Annotated in this window: 29 protein-coding genes; 28 read left to right on the top strand and 1 reads right to left on the bottom strand. The window is 31.7% G+C overall.

Going from position 1 to position 26,555, the window contains the following annotated elements; all coding sequences use genetic code 11:
- The first annotated feature begins 3 nt into the window (after positions 1–3).
- The 20 genes from FCJ93_RS25635 to FCJ93_RS07485 all read left to right on the top strand — a co-directional run bounded on the left by FCJ93_RS25635 (position 4) and on the right by FCJ93_RS07485 (position 14,784).
- Positions 4–135, top strand: a complete 132-nt coding sequence (locus FCJ93_RS25635) for a hypothetical protein (RefSeq protein WP_268951573.1) — start codon at positions 4–6, stop codon at positions 133–135.
- Positions 136–164: 29 nt separating this feature from the next.
- The gene (locus FCJ93_RS07570; protein ID WP_137743261.1) at positions 165–1,634 is read left to right on the top strand and encodes a hypothetical protein; all 1,470 of its coding nucleotides are present in this window, start codon (positions 165–167) and stop codon (positions 1,632–1,634) included.
- Positions 1,635–1,675: 41 nt separating this feature from the next.
- The gene (locus FCJ93_RS07565) at positions 1,676–2,116 is read left to right on the top strand and encodes a hypothetical protein (RefSeq protein ID WP_137743260.1); all 441 of its coding nucleotides are present in this window, start codon (positions 1,676–1,678) and stop codon (positions 2,114–2,116) included.
- A gap of 42 nt (positions 2,117–2,158) precedes the next feature.
- The gene (locus FCJ93_RS07560) at positions 2,159–2,341 is read left to right on the top strand and encodes a hypothetical protein (protein WP_137743259.1); all 183 of its coding nucleotides are present in this window, start codon (positions 2,159–2,161) and stop codon (positions 2,339–2,341) included.
- 43 nt (positions 2,342–2,384) lie between these two features.
- Positions 2,385–3,596, top strand: coding sequence for a zinc-ribbon domain-containing protein (locus FCJ93_RS07555; protein ID WP_137743258.1), 1,212 nt, complete (start codon positions 2,385–2,387; stop codon positions 3,594–3,596).
- Positions 3,597–3,599: 3 nt separating this feature from the next.
- A complete protein-coding gene (locus FCJ93_RS07550) occupies positions 3,600–4,607 on the top strand; it encodes a hypothetical protein (protein WP_137743257.1) in 1,008 nt (335 codons plus the stop codon).
- 68 nt (positions 4,608–4,675) lie between these two features.
- Positions 4,676–5,431: a coiled-coil domain-containing protein gene (locus FCJ93_RS07545; RefSeq protein WP_137743256.1), complete on the top strand. Its 756-nt coding sequence runs from the start codon at positions 4,676–4,678 to the stop codon at positions 5,429–5,431.
- Between the two features lie 11 nt (positions 5,432–5,442).
- On the top strand, positions 5,443–5,922 hold the full coding sequence (locus FCJ93_RS07540; protein WP_137743255.1) for a hypothetical protein: 480 nt from the start codon (positions 5,443–5,445) through the stop codon (positions 5,920–5,922).
- Position 5,923: 1 nt separating this feature from the next.
- The gene (locus tag FCJ93_RS07535) at positions 5,924–6,583 is read left to right on the top strand and encodes a hypothetical protein (protein ID WP_137743254.1); all 660 of its coding nucleotides are present in this window, start codon (positions 5,924–5,926) and stop codon (positions 6,581–6,583) included.
- A gap of 4 nt (positions 6,584–6,587) precedes the next feature.
- Positions 6,588–7,082 (top strand): hypothetical protein, encoded by a 495-nt coding sequence (locus FCJ93_RS07530; RefSeq protein WP_170211235.1) that lies wholly within the window; start codon positions 6,588–6,590, stop codon positions 7,080–7,082.
- The gene (locus FCJ93_RS07525) at positions 7,079–7,795 is read left to right on the top strand and encodes a hypothetical protein (protein WP_235879434.1); all 717 of its coding nucleotides are present in this window, start codon (positions 7,079–7,081) and stop codon (positions 7,793–7,795) included. The genes FCJ93_RS07530 and FCJ93_RS07525 overlap by 4 nt, the downstream gene beginning before the upstream one ends.
- Before the next feature lie 48 nt (positions 7,796–7,843).
- Positions 7,844–8,599 carry a hypothetical protein gene (locus FCJ93_RS07520; protein WP_137743252.1) on the top strand — a complete coding sequence of 252 codons (756 nt, stop codon included), beginning with the start codon at positions 7,844–7,846 and terminating at the stop codon, positions 8,597–8,599.
- A gap of 98 nt (positions 8,600–8,697) precedes the next feature.
- The gene (locus tag FCJ93_RS07515; protein WP_137743251.1) at positions 8,698–9,402 is read left to right on the top strand and encodes an Ig-like domain-containing protein; all 705 of its coding nucleotides are present in this window, start codon (positions 8,698–8,700) and stop codon (positions 9,400–9,402) included.
- A 106-nt stretch (positions 9,403–9,508) separates the two neighbouring features.
- Entirely contained in the window at positions 9,509–10,054 is a 546-nt protein-coding gene (locus FCJ93_RS07510) for a hypothetical protein (protein ID WP_137743250.1), read from the top strand.
- Between the two features lie 17 nt (positions 10,055–10,071).
- Positions 10,072–10,518 (top strand): hypothetical protein, encoded by a 447-nt coding sequence (locus FCJ93_RS07505; RefSeq protein ID WP_137743249.1) that lies wholly within the window; start codon positions 10,072–10,074, stop codon positions 10,516–10,518.
- Positions 10,519–10,764: 246 nt separating this feature from the next.
- Entirely contained in the window at positions 10,765–11,769 is a 1,005-nt protein-coding gene (locus FCJ93_RS07500) for an HNH endonuclease (RefSeq protein ID WP_137743248.1), read from the top strand.
- A gap of 19 nt (positions 11,770–11,788) precedes the next feature.
- A complete protein-coding gene (locus FCJ93_RS07495; RefSeq protein ID WP_137743247.1) occupies positions 11,789–12,787 on the top strand; it encodes a tyrosine-type recombinase/integrase in 999 nt (332 codons plus the stop codon).
- Positions 12,788–13,034: 247 nt separating this feature from the next.
- Positions 13,035–13,586 (top strand): type II toxin-antitoxin system PemK/MazF family toxin, encoded by a 552-nt coding sequence (locus FCJ93_RS07490; RefSeq protein WP_137743246.1) that lies wholly within the window; start codon positions 13,035–13,037, stop codon positions 13,584–13,586.
- A 484-nt stretch (positions 13,587–14,070) separates the two neighbouring features.
- Positions 14,071–14,217 carry a hypothetical protein gene (locus FCJ93_RS24830; protein ID WP_170211234.1) on the top strand — a complete coding sequence of 49 codons (147 nt, stop codon included), beginning with the start codon at positions 14,071–14,073 and terminating at the stop codon, positions 14,215–14,217.
- A 12-nt stretch (positions 14,218–14,229) separates the two neighbouring features.
- Positions 14,230–14,784, top strand: a complete 555-nt coding sequence (locus FCJ93_RS07485; RefSeq protein ID WP_137743245.1) for an N-acetyltransferase — start codon at positions 14,230–14,232, stop codon at positions 14,782–14,784.
- A 50-nt stretch (positions 14,785–14,834) separates the two neighbouring features.
- Here the strand turns inward: FCJ93_RS07485 and FCJ93_RS25225 are convergent, their stop codons facing one another.
- Entirely contained in the window at positions 14,835–15,080 is a 246-nt protein-coding gene (locus FCJ93_RS25225) for a hypothetical protein (RefSeq protein ID WP_211344094.1), read from the bottom strand.
- 190 nt (positions 15,081–15,270) lie between these two features.
- Between FCJ93_RS25225 and FCJ93_RS07475 the strand changes: the two genes are divergently transcribed.
- The 8 genes from FCJ93_RS07475 to FCJ93_RS25630 all read left to right on the top strand — a co-directional run bounded on the left by FCJ93_RS07475 (position 15,271) and on the right by FCJ93_RS25630 (position 26,519).
- Positions 15,271–15,501, top strand: a complete 231-nt coding sequence (locus FCJ93_RS07475) for a hypothetical protein (protein WP_137743244.1) — start codon at positions 15,271–15,273, stop codon at positions 15,499–15,501.
- Between the two features lie 148 nt (positions 15,502–15,649).
- Positions 15,650–17,329: a hypothetical protein gene (locus FCJ93_RS07470; protein ID WP_137743243.1), complete on the top strand. Its 1,680-nt coding sequence runs from the start codon at positions 15,650–15,652 to the stop codon at positions 17,327–17,329.
- Positions 17,330–17,445: 116 nt separating this feature from the next.
- Positions 17,446–17,592, top strand: a complete 147-nt coding sequence (locus tag FCJ93_RS24825; RefSeq protein ID WP_170211233.1) for a hypothetical protein — start codon at positions 17,446–17,448, stop codon at positions 17,590–17,592.
- A gap of 1 nt (position 17,593) precedes the next feature.
- The gene (locus tag FCJ93_RS07465) at positions 17,594–17,995 is read left to right on the top strand and encodes a type II toxin-antitoxin system death-on-curing family toxin (protein ID WP_137743242.1); all 402 of its coding nucleotides are present in this window, start codon (positions 17,594–17,596) and stop codon (positions 17,993–17,995) included.
- 83 nt (positions 17,996–18,078) lie between these two features.
- Positions 18,079–18,249 (top strand): hypothetical protein, encoded by a 171-nt coding sequence (locus FCJ93_RS24820; protein WP_170211232.1) that lies wholly within the window; start codon positions 18,079–18,081, stop codon positions 18,247–18,249.
- A 221-nt stretch (positions 18,250–18,470) separates the two neighbouring features.
- Entirely contained in the window at positions 18,471–19,154 is a 684-nt protein-coding gene (locus tag FCJ93_RS07460) for a hypothetical protein (RefSeq protein ID WP_137743241.1), read from the top strand.
- 44 nt (positions 19,155–19,198) lie between these two features.
- Positions 19,199–20,353, top strand: coding sequence for a hypothetical protein (locus tag FCJ93_RS07455; protein WP_137743240.1), 1,155 nt, complete (start codon positions 19,199–19,201; stop codon positions 20,351–20,353).
- A gap of 256 nt (positions 20,354–20,609) precedes the next feature.
- Positions 20,610–26,519, top strand: coding sequence for a phage tail tape measure protein (locus FCJ93_RS25630; RefSeq protein WP_137743239.1), 5,910 nt, complete (start codon positions 20,610–20,612; stop codon positions 26,517–26,519).
- Positions 26,520–26,555: the final 36 nt, after the last annotated feature.

The following is a 26,555-nucleotide window of genomic DNA, read 5'->3' as shown; positions in this document are numbered from 1 at the left end:
TGAATGGAAATTAAATTAATATGCCCTTGTTGCGAGGAGGAAATTTCCATTGAAGTTAAAGTGCCCTCCCCCACTCATGAGGAATCTGAAGCTGTGAAAAAGGTACTATCTGATAATGGAATTGAATTTGGATAAAGATATCCCTTTAAGGAGGTGAATGAATATTGGGGAAAGAAACAATTAAAATCACAAGCAATCATAATGTTATCTTTAGTGAAGATGCAAATAGCGACACCGCAGATGTTAAATTTATCATTTGTGATTTCGATCCTAATGCCAATGACGTTGCATTAAATAGGGATACTGTTGAAGATTGGCTATCAACTTTAAATGTTAAACCAGTTGTAGGAAAGATAGTAACTCGTTTTGATGGTAAGCGAGATTTTTCTGGTCATAATGCAAAAATAGTTAGCGATGTTGATGAAGAAGGAAACGAAATCAAAATTATTGAATTTGATACTTCAGCATTTGGTAGCTTTTATGAAGTTGCTATTGAAACTATAGATGATGTTGAATATATAGTTGCTAAAGCAAAGATTTGGAAGAGATTTAGGGAAGCTTATAAGATAATTAAAAATAGAGCTGAAAGTAAAAAAGGTTTAAAAACATCTTGGGAAATTAATGTATCTGAATCTCATCAAGAAAAAATTAATGGTAAGGATATCAAAGTAATCGATCAAGGTATCTTTATTGGACATGCTTTGTTAGGAGAGTATGTTTCCCCTGCATATAAAAGTTCAGGGATTTTAGAGGTTGCTAGTTTCGTAGATGATGAATTAACAAATGCCTTGTCTCAAGATATGTTGATTTTGTCATCTAATGAAAATGAAGAAAATCCAGTTTCAAATGAAGGAGGAGAAGAAATGCCGAAACAGAACGAAAAGGAACTGTCTGCCATGACAGATAATGACTTATATACAGCAGTGAGAAGAGCAATTAACAATTTTTCTGACGAATGGTATTACATTAGTCAGTTATACCCTTATGAGTATAGGGCTATTGCATATAATTGGGACAGAAAGAGTGATGAGGATTACGTAGAATTCATTTACCAAGTGAATTCCGATGAGACTGTATCTATTACTTCTCAAAAGAATGTTAAATTGCGTTTTGTTCCAGTAGATGAGATTGAGTCAGAAGTGTCTGAATTACAAACAAAACTTTCCGATGCTGAAAAAGAAATTGTTGAAGCAGGGAAGGCATTAACTGATTTACAAAAACAAAAAGAAGAACTCGAAACTCAAATAAGCGAATTAACTCCGTTTAAAGAAAAGGTTGAAGAAATGCAATTAGCTGAACAAGAAAGAGAACTATCTGAGAAGAAAGAAGAATTAAAAACTTTTGCACTTGAAGATGAATTAATTACAAGTGAAGAGTTAGAATCAGATGAAGCTCTTTCAACCATATTCTCTGAGTTAACATTGGAGAACTTTGAAGCAAGTCAGAACAAATTAGAAGTGATTAAAGGTAAAAGAGCAATTGCTAAATTCAAGGAAACTAAAAATCTTAATTCAGAGACTCAAGTTGAAACAAGTTCTGTTAAAGAAACTAACGCAAAAAGCACACTTACTTCTGAAGAAGATGGAACTCTTACATCTATGGATATTGTTAAATCATGGGTTTCTAAAAAATAAAACAAAATTAAATTAATAATAATTTTTAGGAGGAATATTGAATGTTACGTAGTGTAATTGAAGCACCAAAAACAGTTGAAGTGTATAAGATTAGTGATAAAAAATTAAAACGTGGAACACTAGTTTCAAAAAGTAATGGTGTTGCCGTAGCAGCGAACGGAAACGCTGTTGATGTATTCATTTTGGATGCTGACAATCAGCCAATGGGACATTTATCAGATGTAGAAATTTCTGCTTATGAGCTTGATGATGTCAATGCCAATGAAAGAGGAATTTTAACTACTTATGCAGTAGGAGCACAATTCGCTGTTGACCAAGTGGAAGGTGAATTTACTGATGGTGATTATGCTGTTGCTGTTGACGGTAAATTTGCCCCTGCTCAAGCCGGCAATGTTTCTAAGTTTAAGTTTGTCGGCAACTACCAAGATGGGAATGTCACATTAAAGCAATTCCGAGTTGTAGATCCTGTTACTGTCGAATAATTAAAAGTTTTACAAGTTCATATTATTTTGGAGGTTAATATTTTGAAAAAAAATAAACTTTTCTATTGCTACTCAAAACCATTAAAGGAATTTTTAATCGAAAATGGCGAAAGATTTATTACAAAATCAATCCATGAGAAAACTAGAAAAAAATATTGGATCTTTATTGGCAGTGAAAAATTAAATGATCTTTTAACTGCTTGGAGACTAAGAAAACATTCTTAGTCCTTTTTTTATTTAGAAATTATATCAATGGAGAGTGGACTTGTTGTCAAATAGGAAAACTTTTAAACAGTGGTGTTTAGAAAATAATAGATACGACTTACTAGCTAGATGGGATGATAGCTTAAATAATTGTCAACCTGAAGAGGTCTATCGTTCCTCAAATAATCGTTATTATTTTAAATGCCCGAAAAGATTACATGAATCCACTTTAAGAAACCTTGCAGCTTGCACAAGAAAATCTAGTGCTGTTGTTAAGTGTAATGGATGTAATTCTATTGCGCAATTTGGTCTTGATAACATTAGTGAAGATTTCTTAGATTTGTATTGGGATTGGAAAATGAATAATGAATCAGGAAAGAATCCATGGAGTATCCCCCAAAAAACAACAAGCAAAGTGTGGATTAGATGTCAACAAAACAAAGCTCATAAAAGTTATTTGGTTTCTGTTGCAAATTTCACTATAAATGGCAGCAGATGTCCATATTGCTCAAGTCGTAAAGTGCATCCGAAAGATTCCTTGGGTCAACATATTTTGGATGCATATGGAAAGAACTATTTAACTAAGATTTGGTCTGTTAAGAATAATAGTAGTCCTTTCATTTATTCACTTAATTCTAATCGCAAAGTTTGGTTCAAATGTTCAAATAGTCATCATTCTGACTACCAAAAGAGTATATATGACGCAAGAAAGGCAAAATTTAATTGTCCCAAATGTAGTGGTCATTTGCGTAAGACTTCAGGGGATTTTAATAAAGAAGTTTTCGATTTGGTTGGGAACGAGTATGTGTTTTTGGGAGAGTATAAAAATAATAAATTTAAACTTCCTATTATCCACATGAAGTGTGGACATAGATATGTTGTATCTCCCGATAGATTTTTACAAGGAAATAGATGTCCGAAGTGCAACGAATCTAAAGGAGAATCAAAAATAAGAAAATGGTTTGAGGAAAATAACATCGCTTTTGAATCGCAAAAAGAGTTTGACGATCTAATAGGCTTAGGTGGTGGAAACCTATCATATGACTTTTATCTTCCCAATCAGAATTTGTTAATTGAATATCAAGGAGAGTTCCATGATGGTTCAATAAAATTTCAAACTGAAAATCAGCTTCTTAGGCAGCAAGAGCATGACTCCCGTAAACGTGAATTTGCGACTCAAAATAACATAGAGCTATTAGAAATCTGGTATTGGGACTATGAAAATATTGAGAAGATTTTATTAAAAAAATTAATAAGAACATTAGGAGGAAAATAAATTATGACAAGCAAGCTATATAATACTGAAGTAGCTTCGGCATTTGCTGAGAAAAATATCATTGAGTTATCTGAAAAGGCAAAATTAAATACATTGCAAGCTGATGATAAAGAAGCAATTGAAATTTTAGATAACTTTGCCAGAGAAATTGGTAAGTCTGGTAAAACTAATGAAAATAACACTCTTGTATCGGAATTAATTAAAAAAACTGTAGAACCGCTTGTATTCCAACCTGAACAGAGTATTTTACATTCCATTTTCGACATGGGCAATGTTGGCGAGTTTGATGAGTCTCGCTATACAGGATTACCTAAAAATACTATCAAAGTTCATGATGCAGTTCGTGGCGGTAATGTTCCTAAAAGTTATGTAGATCCAACTCTATTCGAAACTAAAAAGGTTGCATTACAAGCTGAAACAGAATTAAACTATTCTGATCTTCGTAGAAATGGATGGAAATCTATTTCTAAAATGACAGAATTAGCAAGAGAATCATTTGAGCAAGAAATGTTTTATCGTTTGTTTGCAGGCATTGATTCAGCCATTGATTTACTAGCTGGCGATCAAAATATTAACGGTGGTTCTCAAGTTACTCCTGCTGTAATTGATACTTTAGCTCGTTATTTACGTGATATGTCTGAGGGAGATCCATTCATGATTGGTCTTTCTAAATACATTGATCCCATTGCTAAAATTCAAGGTTATGAATCTTATTTAAGCGATGATTTGAAAAACGAATTGAATCGTGTTGGTCGTATTGCATTGTTTGAAGGAGTTAAATTATCTTCTGTTCCAACAGCTAGAAAAACAGCTTCTGGTCAAGCTCTAATTCCTGATAAACGTATTATTGGTATTGCTGGGAAAATTGGTGATGCCAGTATGCGTGGAGAAATGAGATTATATGAAACATATGATAACAATGCCGAAAAAGTACACTTAAAGTTCACTGGCTTTGATTTTGAGTACACAATTTACTATTTAGATAAAATTGGTCGTATTCATTTTTCATAATACATGAATGAGGATGGATTATTTATCCCTCCTCATTTTTTTTATTCTACAAAAGGAGATGTTTATTTATGAGTTTAGATTTATTAAATGGAAAAATTAGAGTATACAATTATGAAACTGCACCTGTGGGTTTTCCTAGTCAAAATAATACCAATGGCATTTTTATTAGTGGCAAGAACGAAGAAGAAGAGTTTGTAGTTGAAAGAGTTTCTTTTGAAGATATTGAAGTAGAAAATACTAAGTCTGATTTATTTAAGGTTGGACGATTAAGATTCCACCCCGATGAAGAAGATGAAGTCTATGAGAAGTTAGGGATCGAAGATAAAGATAATATAAAAACTGATTCAGAGTTAATGACAATTTTAAAAACTGATGATATCAAAACCGTTAAATGGATCGCAAATCTTAAGTCCCCTACCCTATTACTTAGATTAAAATCTTTATTATTTAAAATGGAACAAAGTAATCAACAAATTCCTCATCAAATTTTATCTGCTGTGAACGAAAGGAATAACGAAATTAAATATGGTCTTAAGCGACATGCTAATTCAGAAATAAACAGGATTCTTGAAGCAGATAAAAAGAAGAAAGATGAAGATGCAGTACAAAAGCAACTTAGCGCCCTTACTGAGAAACTAGATAGACTTGAAAAAGAAAGTGCCAAAAAAGATGAAGAATTAACGCAATCTGCTTCTGCAATTCAGGATTTACTTAAAATGGTTAATGATTTAAAAAGCAATAATTCAACTGAAAGTAAACAGGAAAGCGAAGTCAAAAAAACAACTGCTAGAAAAAATGTCGGTAGACCCCCTAAAAATAGTTAGGCGGTGAAAATATGACAACTGAATATAGAGTGATATTTGATAAATTTATTAAGAAATTAAAAGGTGATAATAGCTTTTTTGACTATAAAGATCTATCAGAAGAAGAAATTAATGAAATTGTGCATGAACACTTATTATCATTATTAAATAGATCAATAGACAAAATATATTCATTTGGTTCACCAGATATTGATTTTTATGACAAGGATGATGAAAATCAAGTTTTTAATGCCGTATTAATTCCCCAAGAAATAAGTTTGCTATCTGAATTGATGTATTTTTTATATTTAGAAGAAGATAAAAATAAACTAAAATCTCTTGGTATTTTCTTCAGAACATCGGAAATAAATGTTTTTTCACCTGCGAATGAACGAAAAAGTTACTTAGATATGATTGATAAGGAAGAAAGTAGAATTTTAAATCTACTTTCAAATTATCTCAGTAGAGATCGTGAGACTTGGACTTTTAAAAGTGTTTACGGTGGTAATTAATATGCCTAATTATATAAATGACTATGGAAAGTATTTTAAATTACCTAACACTGATAATTCTAACCCTATCATGGAAGCAACCAAACAGTTATATTTAAGTAACTTCAATCAATCATTATTTGTTGAAACTGCTTTTATTGAAGATGTTTCCTATGAAGTCCTGATAAGACATGGAAAGAAAAATGAAGAAAAAAAGGCAATTTTTAAACCTGACACCCATATAGATGTGGGTTCTGTTTTGGAATTCAATAATAAAAAATATCTTGTGTTAGACTTTCTTGGGGAAGGTGTATACCAAGCCTACCCCACTGCCACAATTAAACTTTGTAACTCTGCTTTTCATGTATTATCAAATAGAACAAGAAAGTTAATTGGTCATGACTCAGATGGAAGACCGATTTATGATGACCAGTATGAAGTTGATTACTATGAGCCTTGCGTAGTTGAAAATAAAGTAATAACCACACAAGACAGAGGTCAAATCTTACTTCCAGAAGGACAATTAAATATAACAATTAAATATATAAAAGCAGATAACATAAAATTGGGTAGTGAATTTCAAATGTATGACGAAGTGTATGAAATTAGAGATATTGATTATTCTAAAGCCGTCAATGAAATTGGCATAATTACTCTCAATGGCAGAAGAAAAACGGGGTGATTTTATGAGTATGTATAATAATTTGCGCAAAGTTGTTACCGTTTTTCGTTACGATGAAATTTTACTTCGACTTTTGTATTATCCACCTGAAAATATAAAAAATAATATTAAAGATCCATTGGACAAATCTCTTGAGGATATGTTGGTATTGGATGAAGATTGGAGTATCCGAGATAAAAGGATATTGTTGGTTTCAAAATCTGATGATTTAGTTGACGATCCAATATGTAGGATTTATTTATATGCCGGTAGAAGAACTCCTCAGAATGGCAATTTTAAAGTTGCTAATCAGGAAATAGTTGTCGATGTTCTTTGTCACAATAACTTTGAGAAGGATTTAAGATCTATGAGAATTAGTGACAGAATTAATGAGTTGCTTGTTCATGAAAGAGTGGCTGGCATGGGTAAAATTGAATATATACATGGCAATCAAATCTCATCTCCTGTGAATTATATTGGCTATAGGCATCTGTATGAATTTGCGGTGACTAAACGATGAAGAACATGCGTGAATTTTATATTCTTGGTTTGCCTATTGAAACTGATATCGGGGAATGTAGTTTTTTATTAGTTAAAGAGTATCCAGATTATTTTATGGATTTGCAAGTTTTATCTCTAAGTAAAACTCAAATTATTTATAAGTACAGTGAAATAAATAAAGATGGAAGTTTGAACGAATTAATAAACGAATTAAATAATTCTAGTTTATTTGAGATCGCAATGGGAATTCCTGATATAACTCATGCTTACATAAGAATGTTCAATAAATCATTTAATTCAAGAGAAGTTATTAACAGTCTTAATGAAAAAAACTTTAATTATTATCGCAAATTGATCATGGAAATAAACTGCATGAAAGAAGAAGAAGTTAATCCAAATCCTGAAATTCAAAGAGCTATTGAGAGAAGTAAGCGTGTTAAAGCAAGAGAAAGTGAAAAGCTTGAATTTGCTGATATTATTTCTAGTGTAGTGGGTTATAACGGACTTTCGTATATGGATATAAACGAGTTCACAATATACCAACTTTATATGACCTATTATAGAATTTCATATATTAAAAACTATGACACTTCTACATTATTCGCAACAGTATCAGCCGATAAAATCAACATTGAAAGTTGGAGTAAGCACATAAATCTGTTTGAAGATGATAAAAACGCAATGTCCTATGGAGAGTTTAAGAAGTCAATAGCAAGTGCAGTTAGTGAGTAGATTATTTCTACTCATTTTTTTATTTATAAAAAATTAGGAGGAGAATAGATGAAATTATTAGTTATTGATACTGCTGACGTAGTAATGAAAAGAAAAAGAGATGGTCATAAATTCGTTACTGCTGAAGCTCAATTAACATCAATTTCCCAAACTTTAGGAATCAACGAAAAAATTTATGGTGGTATTGGAAATAAACCACTTGCGATCATGAAAGGACAGAAAGAAGTAACTTCTACACTTCGTAATGCATTCTATGACCAAGAGTTTCTTTCTTTAACTCAGGGCGTTGAAATTGATAAAGATGGAACAGCAACAGTTAACAAAACTGAAAAAGGTTTAACTGTAACTAAAAATGAAAATGGTGAGTTAGAAGTTACAATTTCAAATATTGCAGTAACTACTGTTACAGTACGTAATGCAAAAGGTGAATTGAAAGACGTTGAAGCTGCATCTGGGAAAGTAGTAATTCCAGATGGTCATGCAAAAGAAGGTGAGTACGTATCTGTTATCTATCTAGAGGAAGTTACAGGTGATATTGTTGAATTGGATGCTGAGAAGTTTGCTGAAGCATATACACTTGAATATCATACGATTGCTTATGATCCTGATACAAATGCCGTTGTAAAAGACATCTATATTCAATTAGATCATGTTGTACCTTCTGATGAATTTGAAATGGCTCTAGAAAACGGAAACGCTATTGCTCCAGAGGTTAACTTTGAATGTATGGCTGCTCCGAATACAACAAGTATCGGTCGTATTATTGAAGTAGAACGAGATAACACTGACACTACAACTCCCTAATGTACCCCAAAATGTAACTGTAGATTCCAAGAGTGATACCACAGTAACCATATCTTGGACTTAGTTACATATGGGGATATTCAAAGGAGGAAATTAGATTGTATAACGTTTATAAAGATGGAATTAAAGTCGATACTACAAAGTTAAAACAATACACTTTTGATAATTTAAATCCGAATACTGAATATTCATTTCAGGTCAGTATGGAAACGAATGGAAAGGAAAGTCCTTTGTCATCTCCTGTTATCGTTACTACAGACTTTTCATTAGTTGAAAGTATTAATGTTAGTGAAACTAGTGTCACTCTAGATGTTGGTGAAAAATTTCCTATCAATGTTTCTATTCTCCCAACGACTGCTGACACAAGAATTTCTTATGAAATTGATGATGATTCGATAGTTAAAATTGATGGAAACTATGAATTAGAAGGTCTAGCTGAAGGTCAAACCACTATCACATTTTTCTCTATTGCAGATCCTAGTGTATCAAAGGAAGTTAATGTTGAGGTAATGAGTCCTATTGTTGCCGTTACTTCTGTTACTTTGGACATTAATGAGATTACTATGGATGTTGATGAAACAGTTCAATTAATAGCTACGGTTAGTCCAAGTAATGCTACCGACAAGTCATATGTGTTTGAAAGTTCAAATGAGGAAATTGCTACTGTGGACAACAATGGAAATGTTGCTGCAATTGGTGAAGGCGAAGCAACGATAACAGTTAGAACTAATGATGGAGATAAAACAGACACATGTCTAGTTACTGTGTTGACACCTGAAAGTCCACCAGATAATGACGAATAAAATACATACGAGTTTAGTTTTTTGAGCAGGAAAAGGTTAGCCCCTCCCCCCTGCTCTTTTTTAATTAAAACTACGGTTTTATTGTAACTAAAAAGGAGGAGAAAAAATGGCAGTTAAAAAAAATACTGATATTAAATTTTCGGAAGTTAAAAAGAAAGCAAAAGAAACCCACGTTAAAGAGAAGTTTGAACTCGAAGACGGTTCAACTATCACATTCTATCCTGTCTTTCCTCAAACTGAAATCGAAAAGATGCTTATTGAAATTCAAAAAACACTTCAATCTAAAGGTCAGGATTTTGAAATTCAACAAGATATTTTGATGAAATTTATTGTTTTCCATTGTATTAAATATTTTACACATTTTAAATCTCAACTTACTGCTGATACTTACGAAGGCAAACTAGTAGAAATGAATGCCTTTATAGATCATGAAATCGAAGGTAAGAGTCTTTTTAATATTATCGCTGACGAAGTGTTTTTACAGAAGGAAATACATAAAGTATTTGATTTCTTAGCTAAACAAACAGGAAATCTCTTGTTTTTAAATAGTTTGGAAAAAACAGCAAAAGAACAGTTTGAAAAATTAGAGTTACAAAATCGTGATGTTATTGAAAAATTAAGTAAAAAAAGAAAGCAAATTCCAGAAGTATAAATGGAGTTGATATATAAGTGGCAACATTTGACGATTTAAAGAGTTTGGAGAAGTATCTGAACAGTAAAATCAACAGTGCCTTACAAAATGAAGTTTTTTCCGAAGTCAAAAAAACTATGCAACAGCGAATAGAAAGAGACGTATATGAAGCATACACTCCCTACTCTACTGACGGCACTACTCCACACTATCAAAGAACAGGAAAACTTAATGAATCCATTGATAAGTCTATGGAGGGTGAGAATGTTTTAGTAGTAGAAAATACTAGAAATGAGAATGGTAGAGACATAGTTAAGGTAATAGAAGAAGGTAAAGATTATGAATGGGGATATAAACGTAATCTTGATAAAGAAATTGGTTCTCGTCCGTTTGTGAAGAATACAAGAGATGAATTATCCAAGAGTAACAAGTTAGAGAGAGCGATGAAGGATGGCTTGAGAAGGCAAGGTTTGAATGTGGAATAATTAAATATTAAATTAACGTTAGTTTAATAAACTAGATTGATTGAAACAGGTAACACGACTGATCATCGTGTATTTCTCCCACCTTTCGGAGAAGCCTGTTTCTTTTTTTATGTACTTAGAAAGGTAACAGTGGAAGGTGTGGTAAATTTGTGTGATACATTTTATCATTGGGAAATTGATGATGAAAGTGGTTTTAGAAAATTAATTCTTGATTATACACATTCAAACATTACGGAGTGTTTCAGAATGAAATTTTGGAACGGTAATACTAGAATTTGCAGTAATTGTAGAAAACAACTTCCAGAAAATACATATTTTTTTGCATCCGGAGGAAAAAAATTACATCACTATTGTAAATTGTGCGAAAGAGCTCCTTCATATGGATGGGGAAGAACTTATAATAAAGAGTTGAATGAAAATGGATTTCACTACTGCAATAAATGCGATAGAATCTTACCATTGAATATTTTATATTTTCAGAGGACTAATGGTAGATGTAATAAAACAGGCTTCAGTAGCAATTGCAAAGAATGCATGGAGAAAGAAAGTGGCTTTGGAGTTTCAAAAATAAATACCTGCGATCAAATTAAAAGAAAAGAAGGTTACAAAATTTGCTCAAATTGCCATATTGAATATCCAGATGATCCAGTATACTATTTTAATCGAAAAGATAGAGTTAATGGTACTACAATTTGTAAAAAGTGTAAGGGTTTTAAAACAGGAATTCAGCGTTTAAATAAAGTATTAAAAGGTTTTATTCCTGAAGGATATAGATATTGTAATCCATGCGGAAGATTATTACTGGAAGATGAGTTTTTAAGCAATGGAATGTGTAGGGAGTGTACTCTACCTAGGAGACAGAAATATAATCAAAGACCTGAAGTAAAAGAAAGGCTTAGACTTGCTAGACAGAAAAGAAGGAGCATAGAAAAACAAGTTGTCTATGATTTGTCAATTGAAGACATTGAGGCTATTTTTGCGATTTTTGATAATTCTTGCGCATATTGCGGTATGAATCAAGAAAAACATTTTGAAATTTTTAATCAAAATTTACATTGTGATCATATCCATCCTTTAAATGAAGGTGGATTTTTCATTTTTGGGAATGTAATACCTTCTTGTAAACCTTGTAATACGTCTAAAAATACCAAAGATATTTTTTCATTCTATGATTATAATGAAAAGTTTGCGTATGAAAGATTGGAAAAAATATTGAATTACATAAATAAATTTATACTAAATATTGAATAACTTCTAGGAGGTGAAACAGATGAGTAAGATTGAAAAGAATATGCTTAGAGAGCGTGCAAAGAAATTACCTGATGTTACTGATGAAATGTGGCAGCAAGTAAATGATGATTATAGAAATTTAGTTGAAGAATTTATTTCTGTCCAATCTCATAGTCCTCAAACTAAGAAACAATATAAGTCGTCTTTACGGCAATTTGGATGGTTTATCTATCAATCTATGAATGATAAGCCTTTATACAAAATTACAAAAAGAGACTTTTTAAGATACTTAAGTTATTTAAGAGATGATAGAAAAATGTCATCAAGTGGAATGAATTTAAAGAAAGCAACTGTTTCTAGCCTATGTAATTATATTGAAAACGTAGTGGCAGATGAAGATAAAAACTACAAAACCTTCAGAAACTTTACAAGGGGCTTGCCAGCAATTCCACGTAATAGAGTTTACGATAAAGTAAAAGTTACATACGATGAGTACCAAGAAATGATGAAAGTATTAGAATCTGATGAGAATTATCTAGGAATGGCATGGTTAGGTACTGCATTTTTAGTGGGAGCAAGACGTTCTGAAATTATTCAATTCAAAACCGAGATCCTTAATTATAAGATTCCAGATGGTCAGAACTATGTGCTAAGTCATATTGTTAGAGGTAAAGGTTCTTCTGTTGACGGTAAACCATTAGAGTATATGATTCCATTAGATGTATTACCCTATTGGAAGAAATGGATTGAATCTAGAGGTTACGAAAGCGAGAATATTTTCACTACAAAGTATGGTGGTGAAATTCGACAGATGTCATCAACTTGGGCTGATAACTTTTGCACTGAAGTTCTAAGTAATATTTTAGGTAGGAGAATTAATGTTCACATATTTAAAAACAGTTGTATTACTTATCATCTTGAAAATGGTGTAGATATTTCTCTGGTATCTAAGTTCATAGCCCATCACAATGATATTTCGACTACTTCAATCTATGATTTAAGAGATTTTGAAGACGAAAAGAATGGGATTTTCAGTTAACATATATTCAAATTATATAATTATATAAATAAAATATGATTTAATTTCAACCTAAAAGAACTGTCATTCAATGTGTCAGTCCGTACAACTGGCACCCCCTTTTTTTTCATAACGGCAATATCAAGAAAACACTTTAACAACAATTTTTATCACACAACTGACTTACATATCTCACCAAATTCCTACAACTTTCCTCCTATCAAACTCTCAATATGGTATAATATGGGGAAAGATTGGGGGTGAAAGAATGAGCGATCAACAGGAAGTGAAATTTATAGATCCTATAGAAATATCATATGGAAATTCGGTACAATCTTTAAAAGATATAAAAAATAAACTATATAATCATGATGAAGACTCGAAAAAGAAACTTAAAAATTACCTAGAATGGATAACATTAAAAACTGATTTAATTAGAAATGAAAACACGTTTTCCATTCCAAAGGAAAAAGAGAATTTCATAAGACGTTCCTATGTTCATTGGATACACTTTGGTTTTAATGTTGGCAATGAATTTGGTGGACATCATCCAGCAGTGATATTAAAAGAAACGGGTAATAGTATTTTTGTTCTTCCTTTGTCAAGTGGGAAAATCCCACCTTCAAAGAAAAACAAGGATTACTGTGTAGAGATTCCTCATGTGTTTGATTTGGCAGCAATTCCAAGATGGGCAAATGTGTTGCGAATCGTTTGTGTTAGCAAAATGAGGATTGATTTTACTTCAAGACATGGAAGAATCAAAGGAAAAATTATGGACAATATATCAAATGCAATGAATAAATCTGGCATAATTGTCTAGGTAAATGTTGACATATTGTCCGAATTTCGGTATATTTATTACAGATAGTTATGAGAGAGGTTTTACCTCTAGTGAATCGTTTGAGAAGGTGAGCGTTTTTTATACATAGCTTGCCTTAGTGATTGTAAAGACCTCCTTTCTTGTGGCTGGAGGTCTTTTTCATTACCCAAAACTTAATATGTAGATAGAAAAACTCACTTCAAATTAATGGAGTGAGTTTTTGTGTTTATATATGACAAATACTTTTCAACAGAATTTTTAAGAAAAAAGTAGGAATTAAAAGATTTTACTAGAATTTCATATAGTATTGACTGAATCTGCACAAGTTTTGACAGTTCTGAACAGTTATTGACATTTTTAGATTGATAGTTTAGGATATTTTGGTATAATTTAGATAGAGGAAAAAATAAAGATTGTGACTAATATGTACAGATAATACATATTAAAGGAGCGATCTTAATTGTGCAATAAGGGGGAGAAACTTATGGCGAAACCTATTGAAGCTACTCCAGTTTTAAAGGGTAAAGATCTTATTAATTTTACAATGTCGCTTAAAAAGAAAGACTCTTTAAAAAGTAAACAAAAAAGACAGTCAGCCCTAGAGATGTTAAAAAAAGCGACTCAGAGATAAGGTAGTAATTATATGAAATATCTTGAAACTGGTGAATATGAGATAATATTAGAACATACTAAAATTGTTCCATTTTCTAAAGAATATAATTTGGAAGAATTTAATTGTGGCGAAGAAGATTATAATCTTTTTCTTGTGAATGATGCGGAATATTATATATCTAATGGCATTAGTTCGGTGCATTTATTAATCCATAAAGATACTGAAAGTATTATTGGATATTTTGCACTGTTAGCTGATGCCTTTCTATTGGACAAAGATGAGAAAGAACGATTGAAATTAGATATCCCTTTCAGTTCTGTTCCTGCAATGAAAATTGGGAAATTAGCTGTTTCAATAGAACATCAGGAGTATCATTACGGATCATACCTTTTATACATGGCATTAGGATATGCTGCAAAATTAGAACTTAATGGGATTGCGTGTAGATTTCTTACAGTAGATGCTGATATTGAGTTTAGAGAAGATACCCCTCGCTTCTATGAAAGTAATGGATTTGTTCGTAATCAACATAAGCAGCAAAAGAGAAAAAAATCGGTAAGTATGAGATATGATTTGTTCGAATAATTGAATACATAATAAAAATTCCACAGAAAAATACTGTGGAATTTTTGTGTTTATTTGTCATCAGGTAGATTAATGTCAATTCTATATGGTTCATTATTGTCTGCGACTTTTAGGTTGGGGTGTTTTTGTGGGGTTAGATCTTCCATAACTCGTTTTTTCTCCACATGATTTTCTAAGACAGTGACAACATAATTACTTATACTTCTATTATTAGCAACAGCCAAGTTGCGGATTTTAGCTTTAAGATCTTTTGAAATGATAACAGTAAGTCTTTCATTGCTATCTGAGATACTCATTTGTACTCCCCTTTTCAAGATTAATATATTATTCAGTATACACTATCGAATAGTTAATATCTACACTATTTATAAACTTTTTAGAAATTATAGATATACTATTGACAAAAGGTTTATAAACCCTTTATTATAAGTTTAACAACAATTTGTAATACATAAAATTACAAACAATTAAAGGGAGCGATATAGTATGAAACCATCAGTATTCGCAGAAATGACCGTATTATTCGAAGTGCCTGTGTGTGAACCACTAGACGAAATGAGTTTACTCGAAGGCGCTTATAAGATTTCGGATGAAATGACAAAAAGTGTTAGTATTTTAATTGAAAATGTAACCGGTGAGAAAATATTAGTTAAGGGTAAGGATTGGAATACGGATATTAAAGGAATTTTTGATGAAGATGGTAACTTGGTAGATTGATTGATACATAGAATTTTGGATATTGTTTTTAACAGGCAGTCGTGCAACAGTCTGATCAATTGTGAAGAAAAGTGAAGATCACTCCCTACACTTCGCCTGCCTGATATTCTTTTTTTAGGGAGTGTAGTAGAAATGGAGTGATGAACAAATGGTAATGATACCCAATCAAATAGTAGAAGTTACTTGGGGAAGCAAAAATAAAAAATGGTTTGAGGAAAAAGGATATTTATATAATGGAATAGGACAAAAATTTAAAGTTAGAGCAGAAGATTTAATGTTAAATTCGAGTGTAAGAGTAGAATATGAATGTGACAAAGGAGAATGTAAAAATAAATTCATTAAAAGATATCACGATATTAATGTCACACTAGAGAAATCTAATAGAATATTATGTAAAGATTGCTCCTATCAAGAAAGATCTCAGAACACAATCAATAAACACAAAGTCAATCAGTCAAATTATAATGAAGTAGAATTATTTGATAAAATTTTGAATAAAGAAAATAATAGATTCCCAGATGGATTTGTTCAAAATATCACTATCAATCAAGCAAAAAACATTGTACTTCATTTAATAGAATATTTAATAAAAAATAATTACATAAAAAACATGAATGAAGCAAAATGTTTTTTAACTCAAAAAAACTTTGTTAAATTTCATATTGGTAGTATAGCAGATCGTTTCGGAATAAATACACTCCTGAAAGAGGTATTTGAAGGAAGTTACGAACCGTGGGAATATAACATGGTGGATGATGGCTATTGGGAGAATTATGAACATACAAAAAATGCATTCTATTGGTTTATGAATAAACTCATTGAGGATGGTACTATCGAATCCATAGATAATTTACCGAAAATATCTTATCATAAAAAATTAAGAGAATATCAAATTAGTGGAATGGTTAAGAGGTTTAATGGTAGTTTTTCTGAATTGGCTGTTTTTGTTGATCCAGATAGATTCAAAAAATGGTTTTTTAATGTGCCAAAAAATTACTATAAAAATGATGAAAATATTAAAGAAATGATGAATTGGTTTATTGGTAAATTATTTGAAGACAAAGTTGTTACACAAATAGATGACATACCATTGATTGCAAATAGAAATATCTTCGAACGATATAAATTAGGTTCAATGTTAGCGCATTGTTTTCAATTATCTCCCTATAATGCAATGAATTTTATGTATCCAAATAGATGGAAAAGATGGGAATTCAAACATGTCCCAAATGATTTTTGGAATGAACCTAGTAATCTCAGGGACGCACTAATTTGGTTTATTGAACAATTGATTAGGGATAAAATAATTTCAGATGTTAGTGAAATTACTAATCATAATATTAATAAGTTGCTAAGTAAGTACAAACTTACCACTTTGGTAGCAAAATACGACATTCCTTTTATGTTAACTATGATTTATGGCAAACAAATTAAATACACTAGTTACTACAAAAGAATTAGTGATATTGACGATACAAAATTAGATTCGATTGAAGAAAAGCAAGTGCATGATATACTATTAAGAAACTTTCAAAGAGTCTATAAGCCGAAAAATAGAAATAGTTCGGAGTTCAAGAATAAGAATGAATCATATCTTCCTGACTGGATCATTAATGATGAACTGATTGTTGAGTATTTTGGTTTATATCTTGAAAAGCCAGAAACAGATTATATGAAGAATTATAAAAAGAAAACTCATAGAAAGATTAAATATTACAACAAATTAAAAAAATATAACTTCGTACCCTTATTCCCAGATGACCTTCACAATAATTATAAGGGTTTAAAAAGTAAATTTAAAGAAATAAATATCAATATAGTCGTCTAACCAAACACTTATATAACTTTTTCATCAAAAAATATTCCACAGTGGAAGAAAAATGGTATAATTTAGATAGAAATAGCATATAATAGATACCACTTTTTCAAGGAGGTGTCCGTTATATGTCTGAAAAGGAGGATGAAAAAATGGCTATACCACAAGAAAGATTAAAAGTTGATAATGCTTTACGAAAAGAAATGATAAAAAAAGCATCAAAGAAAATCAATCAAAGATATGATAAAGCATTGAAATTAATCAGCAAAAACTAGTATGGAATTTTACTATCTAGATCCTGAAGATATTAGATATTTGCATGATGAAATGATTGAAGAATATGGTGGAATTTATGGTGAAAATGAATCAGGAATGATAGATTATATGGCTGATAAGCCAAAACAGTATTTATTTGAACAAGAAATCTATCCTGATTTATTTCAAAAAGCAGCCGTTTATTTGGAAGGGTTCGCAACCCATCAATATTTTTGTGACGGAAATAAACGAACAGGTGTTAAATGTTGTCTTACATTCCTTCTCATTAATGGATATGAATTAATAGTAGAAGATTATGATTTATATAAAATCACATTAGAGGTTGCCAATAAGAGAATGGATATAGATGAAATAACTCAATGGCTTGAAAGTAATTGTGTAAAAAATTTCTCTGGGATATAAAGTCGTCTGAAATATATTTTTGACGACTTTATATTATCCTCAAAAAAACAATATTGTTCGTATGCGAAAAGGAGGAATAAGATATGCCTGCTGTTCAAAAAATAGCGTCTATAAGAAAGCTTAAACGCAATAGAACTACCCTGCTTTCCTCTGCAAAAGAAAAAGATATTAATTTACTAAATCAAAGAACGAAATCTAGTAGAAGTTTGAGTAATTTTTGGGGAGTGAGCAGCATATGCAAAGAGAAAATATAGAAAAAACTTACTCTGAAACTTTTAAGAGGATTAGAAACAAAATACAAGATCAAATGAAGAAGAAAAATATAACTTATGATGATATTTTGAAATTAATTAAAGAAGATACTGGTAGGTAGACATTTTGAACCAGTTAAGTCGTTTATAAATAGACGGCTTTTTATTTTTGTCTAAATCTAATATAATGGGATTATAATACTCTGTTGGGAGTTGATTCCATAGTGATGAAGAGATCTACAGCTTGGTTATTCTTAATTTTATTTTTTTCTTTGATAATATTGGGAATTTTATATTCCAAATTTATTTTTATTGCTACAAGCTTTTTCTTCTTGATAATGTTACTGTTTACTTCGTCAAAAAATCAAAAGCGCTTTAAGGCTGAAACTGAAAAATTTTTCAATAAAGCATTTCAAGAAAATGATTTTATACCTGATAAAAGTACACTTTTATTTGATTCAAAATATGCAATCGCACTTAATGAAAAAATGGGTAAAATTGCTATTTTGAGTAGAGAAAACTTGTCTGATGAATTTAATTATAAAGAAATTGAGTTTAGAGATATTATAGAATCTAAGGTAATTAAGAATAATGAAACAATTACTTCTTCATCATTTGGATCGCAAGTCACAAGAGGAATTGTCGGTGGAGTAGCCCTTGGTGGGTTGGGAACTTTAATTGGCGCTACCACAGGCAAAACAAATTCTAAAGAAAAAATAAAAGAGCTTTCACTGGAAATTGTCATAAATGATTTATTGAATCCTAGAGTTGTAATCCCATTTTATAAAAGTGACGTAGGTTTGGATGTCCTTAATGAAAATTCTAAAGCTATTATAAATACAATTGAAGATTGGTATCGTTCCCTCACTGTGATTATAGAGAGGAACAAAAGTATGAGAAGTGTCTAGTCATTTAGACACTTCTTTTTATTTTTTTAGAAAGGAGTGTCTAAATGACTAACAACGATCTAAAGATTAGAATTGTTGCCGGTTTAAATGTGGGAAAATCTATAGGTGAGATTAATGACCATATAAAAGCATTGGAAAAAAGCGTAAAATCGTTAAATTTGAAAATTCAAGTGGACGATAAAGTCTTGCAAACTCTCACAAAGTTTAACGATCAAGTTAAGAAGATTGGTCAGTCGGCTGTAAATACTAATAAAGTAATAGAGCAGATGACAATGCAAGATGGCACTAAGGTAACTCGAACTTATTTCAACGGAATGAAAAATGAATTTTCACAGATCGTAGAAGGTGCTAAAAATGCGCAATCATCTTTAGGTCAAGTAAATAATAGCCTGAACAATCAAAAAAAAAGTGTTGAAGAGTTAACGAAAGGTTATTCCCTCTTAAGTGAACAGATCCGAAAAACAAATAAAGGCTCAGTAAAAGACGTTACAAGTAAATATATAAATGAACAAGGTAATGCAAGAGTTATTAAAACTGATAGTCAAGATAACGTAATAAGCATCAAAGATATTAATAATTATAAAGTTTTAACACAAGAACAAGATAAAGCTAGAAAATCTCTTCAAGAGCTATGGCGCACTGGAAAACTAACAAAAGAGGAATTAAAGGGGTTAGCGAGAAGTGTTAACTTATCAAGTTCAGTCAAGCAAATAGAACAATTAAATAAAAGTATAAAAAATTTAAAATTTAATGATATTTTAAAGCAGCAGCAAAACAACTTGATACAGGGTTTTCAAAAGTTATTTGATCAAGGAAAAATTGGACAATCAACTTTTGAAAAATTTAATAATTCAATTAAAAGCACAAGAAATATTCAAGAATTAGATAAGATTCAACAGAAATTACAACTGGTCACTAGCAGTGCAAACAACAAACAACTTCAGCAAAAATTAATAAGTGATGCTCAAAATTTAATAAAAACCCATTCCAAAACAGCAGATACTCAAGGACTTATTAAATATATACAACAATTAGAACGTATACCAGTAAGCGCAAGAAATGCAGCAAATGAATTAAGCAAGGCAAAGACACAATTAAAACAATTTCAAGATGCTGCTAGAGAATCAGCCAGATCTTCAATGACAATCATGGATGCTTTCCGTACAGCAATGGTGAATTTTTGCCGTCTACAGTGGTGACACTGTAGATTACTAGTGGGGAAAATCGGTGAAGTCTAAGTTATTAATAATTAAATTAATAATATGATAATACCGAGAGGGCTATCATCAATAGTCTTTGTAACGCATAGAAGGTGAGCGGTATGAGAGCAAAAATCCTTCCACGAGTCTCCACCATCTCAAAGAGATGAAAATATATGCTGAACTCATTTGGAAACTATGAGAATCTAAGGATAAAAAGCCTTAGAGGTAACATAATTGGAAATTTCCGGTATGGATGGGAGCAACTACAGCCTTCTATGGGTCATTAAGATCGCTACAGTCAACTATTGGAATCATCATAGAGATCGATACACGTCTCACTAATTTGAAAAAAGTCATGGACGAAGATACCAATTTTGAAAATGTCATGGATAACGCTAGAATTAGTGCGGAAAAATTTGGAAAATCACTCCGTGAGACACTAGATGCATACACGGAGTTTGCTCGCCAAGGGTATAATGAGCAAGATTTAATTAATCTAGGGGAAGCAGGTTTAATCACCTCTAACGTAGGGGAGATTTCAAGCGCTCAAGCAGCACAATTTCTCACTTCGGCTATGGTACAGTTCCGTCTCGAAACCAAAGAGTCAATGAAAGTTATCGATGCATGGAATAATGTGTCGAATCGAAATGCAACTACAGTTGAGAAGCTAGCATCAGGGATGGCTAAAGCAGGGGCAACGGCAAATGCGTTTGGGCTTGATATGGATGAGCTAAATGCAATCATCGGAACAGTAACTGCTGCTACTAAGCAATCAGGGAATGAAGTGGGAAATTTTGTGAAAAATGTTTTACCTAGGTTGCTTGGGAAGCCAGCACAAGAAGCTCTTAAGTCAATTGGTGTTGAATTTATTGACGCTAAAACTGGCGATATGCGACATGTAATAGATATTTACGCAGATGTAGCTGATAAAGTCAAAGAAATTTCTAGAGTTGAAAAAGCAGCGGTTATGGAAGGGTTAGCTGGCAAGTTTCATATTTCAAGACTTACAGCGTTAATTGACAATTGGGATATTTTCGAAAAACAACTCAATGATTCTAGGGACAGTTTAGGTTCTGCTTCTGCTGAAAACGAAGAGTATATGAAATCTTTAGAAGCTAGAATAAATCTTATGAATCAGCATCTTGAAGAATTAGCATTAACATTCGGTGAAAGTTTTATTACAGAGTCTTTCATTCAATCCCTTGAAGGAGTTAAATCTTTAACATCTGGAGTAGGTAATTTAGTAGAAATTGTAGGAGGTCTACCTTTAGTATTAGGGCTTGCTAGTTTTACTATAATGGCATTCAGCAAAAGTATGAAAGCCACTTTAATTGAAACTAGATTACTAAATGGAGCTTTTACAACATTAGGAATTACATCTAAAGCTTTAAAAGGGATTCTATTGTCAACTGGAATTGGAGCAATTGCAGTAGGAATAGGAATGGGGTTAGATTTTCTTTTACGCAAAATGGGTGAAACCAGACAAAGTGTAGAAGAATTTGAAAGAAAAAACAGGCAATTGTCTGAAAGTTACCAAAGAAATGAAAAGGACATTCAATTACTTGCTGAAAGATATGAATCTTTAAGTAGTAAAATAAATAACACGGACTACTCTGTAGAAGATCTTAGTGAATTTAATTCAGTAAGAAATCAACTAGCAAACCTTATGCCGGAATTAGTTATAGGTGAAGACCAATATGGTAACAAAATAATTGGAACAAGTGATAAAGTTAAAGCTCAGATAGCATTAATAGAAAAACAAATTGAGTCGCAAAAAACGCTGAATGCTTTAAAAAAGCAAGAAGAGTCTCAGGAGTCTTTAGATTCTGTCCAGAAAAGTATTGAAGACACTGAAAAAAAATTAAAAAATATCTTAGAACAGAACTGGTTTGAATTCTTAACAGGTTTTGATAAAAATGCTTTTTTGGGTAGAAATATTGATGAAGTAATTGAAAAATATGATAAATTAAATGAAAAGATAGGAAAAGGTAATGAGTTAAGCTTTTTTGAGCAACGTGAATATAACAAACTTAAAAGTGTTGTCGATGAATATAAAATGTATGAAGCTGAGTTAGTTAATTTTAAATCAGTTTATCAATCAGCTTTAATGGAAATGATTGATTCAAATGTAAAACTGAATGGAAGTGTAAGTGATACAACAAAAGGAATAATTAATGATTTTTCTTTGTTTGTCGCTACTTCTGATATGGCTTCTACAGAGATTAATAATGTTTTTAATTCTATTTTAACTTCTCTACATAATGCAGATTTTACAAATGTTTTAAAAACTTATGGTGATGCAGTTAAGACATATCAAGATAAGATTAGTCAAGGCTTCGATCCAAAGGATCTTGAAAAATATAAAGATGCAGTAAATGATTCGTTTGCAAGTGTGAAAGATGCTTTGATTAATCTTCTTCCAAAAGATACTGATAAGAATATTATTGATGGGATTGCAAATTCACTTTCACAGTCGGCAACAAGTGCCCTAATAGCTTCTCTAGACTTTGAAAAACTATCTAAATCTACTGGCAGAAGCACTGAAGAATTAAGAGCTGCTATGCTAATGGCGATTGATACAGGAGAGTCTTTTATTGATTTGAGTGACGCCACCGAAGAAGCAGCCGATTCAGCAGATAAATTTGCTGAAGCTTACGATAATGCCGTTTCGTCAATATCAGATCTTAACAAGTTTTTAGATGAATTATCTGAGTCTCATCAACTTTCTGCTGATTCTATTGGGAAAATTCTTAAAAACTATCCTGAACTTTTAGCATATATGCATGACGAATCAGCATTGATTGATCAAATTAAATTAAAAATTGCTGAAGAAGAGAAAGCTGCACAAAATGCAATCTACAATAAAATTAAAGATAGTGAATCATATTTTAAAACCTTATTATCGAGTAATAAAGCCTATTTTGATAATTTGGCAAAAATGTACAATGTTGATCTTTCAAACGCTAAAACATTGGCTAATGCTAAATTAGAACTTGAGCAAGGCTTATTAAAGACTCTGGCAGGAGCATGGGCTAAATATTTTCAAATCCAAGCAGATGGTACAGCAGCCATTAGCGATCAAACAGTTAGAGCAATGATGGCTGGCGCTATTGACAGCAACGAAACACAACAAATACTCGCTAAACAAAAATCACTAAATGATGCTTTGAAATCCATGTCAGCATCCCTAATGAATATTTCTGTTGGTTCAATATCAACTAAAACAAGTTTTGATAATTTATCCAAATCAACTTCCAAATCTGCAAAAGAAACTGAAAAACATACATATGTAACAGATAAATTCCGTCAAGCACTTGAAAAGTTAAATTTTGAACTCGAAAAACAACAAGCTATTCAGAAGAAATTTCCTGAACACTCAAAGCAATATCAAAGCGCACTTAAATCAGAATTAAAATTACTCGAACAAAAGAAAAAGTTACTTGAAGATCAAGCTAAATCACTAGATAAGCAAATTAAATCGGGTAAAATTCAACAAACAGGAATTATTTCAAGCAGTTCATCCGTTTCTACGTCATCAAGTAAAGGTTCATATTCTGGTCAATATGCATCCTATATCAATAAAGCTGCATCAACTTATGGCGTTGATCCAAATTTAATTGCAGCTATCATCAAAGCTGAATCAGGCTTTAATCCTAAAGCAAGATCTCATGCTGGCGCAATGGGATTGATGCAATTAATGCCTGCCACAGCTAGAGGTCTAGGAGTTAAAAATGCTTACGATCCATATCAAAACATCATGGGTGGAACAAAATACATTGCACAGCAACTGAAAGCTTTTGGGGGATCAATAGAAAAAGCCTTAGCAGCTTATAATGCGGGACCCGGCAATGTTAGAAAATATGGAGGCATACCTCCTTTTCCAGAAACGCAAAAGTATGTCCCAAAAGTATTGAATTACTATAAACAGTATGGTGGAAAATCTGGCTCTGTAACTACAAGCAATTTATCTAAAGATGTAGCAAACAATTTATCAGCAATCGATCAAGCAAAATCTGATTTACTTTCATTGAAAAGTGATATTGAATCCGTTAAGCAGGAAATTGAACAAGCTCGTCATAATATTATCATGGCGCAAGTTGCACAGTATGATTATCAAGTAGATTACCAAAAGAAAGTTGCAGATCGCCTAGAGTTATCAACCTATCACCTATCAACCAGTTCTAAGGCTTATCGTGATGAGTTGGAAAAACAAAGAGATGCCCTTATAGAAAGACAAAAATTAATTGCGAATGAAGAAAAACAAATTCGCAAATTAATGGAAACAACTCAAATGTCTACGACAACTAGAGCAGAGTTAAGGGCAAAACTTGACGAACTGTACGAAGAAAGATTTGCGAATGCAGCACGCAGAGATGAAGTATCACTTAGAATTATCAACTCTCTGACACAAGAGTATACAGAGAAAATAGATAAATTAAACTTTGCCTTAGAAAAAAATACTAAACTGCAAAATTTGTATATTGAAGGTACGAGCGAACATGAAAAATTACTCGAAGAAGAAATTAAATTAACACAACAAAAACAAAAATTAATTTTAGAGCATATACAAGCACTAGAAAAGCAGTTGTTAGTGCAAAGTTTAACCATTGAGCAACAAAAAGAGCTACGGAAGACAATTGAAGATTTATCTCTTCAGTATATCGAACTCGAAAATTCAATAAAAAATAGCACAAAAAGAATTACAGATGACACAATAGATATCCTCAAAAAAGCATACGAGAAGCGCAGAGATATCGAAATGAAAGCTATTGATCAAGAGTTGGAACAACTTGAAAAAGCCTTTAATGAAAGAATGAAAATGTATGATGAAGACTTAAAGGCTTACGAGAGAATTATTAATGCAAAATTAAGACTAATTGATGATCAATACAGTGAAGATGAATTTAACAGAGAACTAGCAAAAATGCAAAAAGAAGAACAAAAAATTCGTGAAAGAATTAATGTTCTTATGTTGGATGACTCTCAAGAAGCTATCGCAAAAAGAAAACAGCTTGAAGAAGAATTAGCAAATTTACAGGATCAAATTAGACAATTTCAATATGATCGTTCTGTTAAATTAAGAAAACAAAGCTTGCAAGATGAATTAGATAATTATAAAGATACTATTGATGAACAGAAAAAGTCAGAACAGAAAAAATATGACTCCACTAAAGAAAGACTTGAAAAAGAAAAAAGAGAAATCGAATACCATTACAATGAGTTATTGGCAAATGAGAAATACTTCAATGATTTACGTGATCAATTAATGAACGGTAATATTGAAGGAATGAAAGAAAAACTTGGTGATTTCTTAGACTTCTTTAAATCTCAAAATGAAAGTGTTATCAAAGAATTAGGTATGAGTTGGCAAGAACTTCAAAACATGATTTCTAGAATCATGGACATGCAGAATAATATTGGGAATATCGGTTCAGGCGGCTCAGGTGGAAATAATGGAGGTTCAAAGTTTGATCCTTCTGATCCTGAAAGAATTGCAGCATGGGAAAAATATATTAACAATAAAAAATTATACGATAACGCTACTAATGCAGAAAAACAAAGGCTTAATGCAGAAAATGAAGAGTTACGTAAAAAATGGGGTTTCATGGATGGACATTGGCGCTATCTCCAACATTACGACATTATTGATGGACAGCAAAACTCAGACACGTCTGCAAGATTGTATGCTTGGCATAGATACCTCAACAATAAAAAAGTTTACGAACTAACAAATGATCCTGCTAGAAAAAAAGAGCTACATGAAGATAATGAGAGAATACGTCAAAAGTATGGATTCCCAGATGGGCATTGGTCTGAATTAGAAAAATTAAAAGTATATCATGACGGTGGAGTTGTTGGTGGCAAAGGAAGTAGACTTGCATCTTTAATTGATAAGCTTTCGACCATAAAACCAAATGAACAATTTGCAAAGTTATTAAACGGAGAAGTAGTTCTAAATGATAATCGATTGCAAAATCTCATTGGACATTTGACACCTAAAATTGGCATTCCTGCTCTCTCCCCTACTTCAACAGCAACAGGGGAAATTAATCTTGGAGGTATACACATAGAGAATTTTAATGGTTCAAAACAACAATTGAACAAACTAGGAAACGACATTTCAAATTTAGTTAACAATTTAAAGGTTAATGGAAAAATGTGAGTGAGGAGATATTCTTCTCACTCTTTTAATTGGAGG

Source organism: Robertmurraya siralis, assembly GCF_005502275.1.
Taxonomy (GTDB): domain Bacteria; phylum Bacillota; class Bacilli; order Bacillales; family Cytobacillaceae; genus Robertmurraya; species Robertmurraya siralis.
This window is presented reverse-complemented; position numbering and strand designations above follow the sequence as displayed.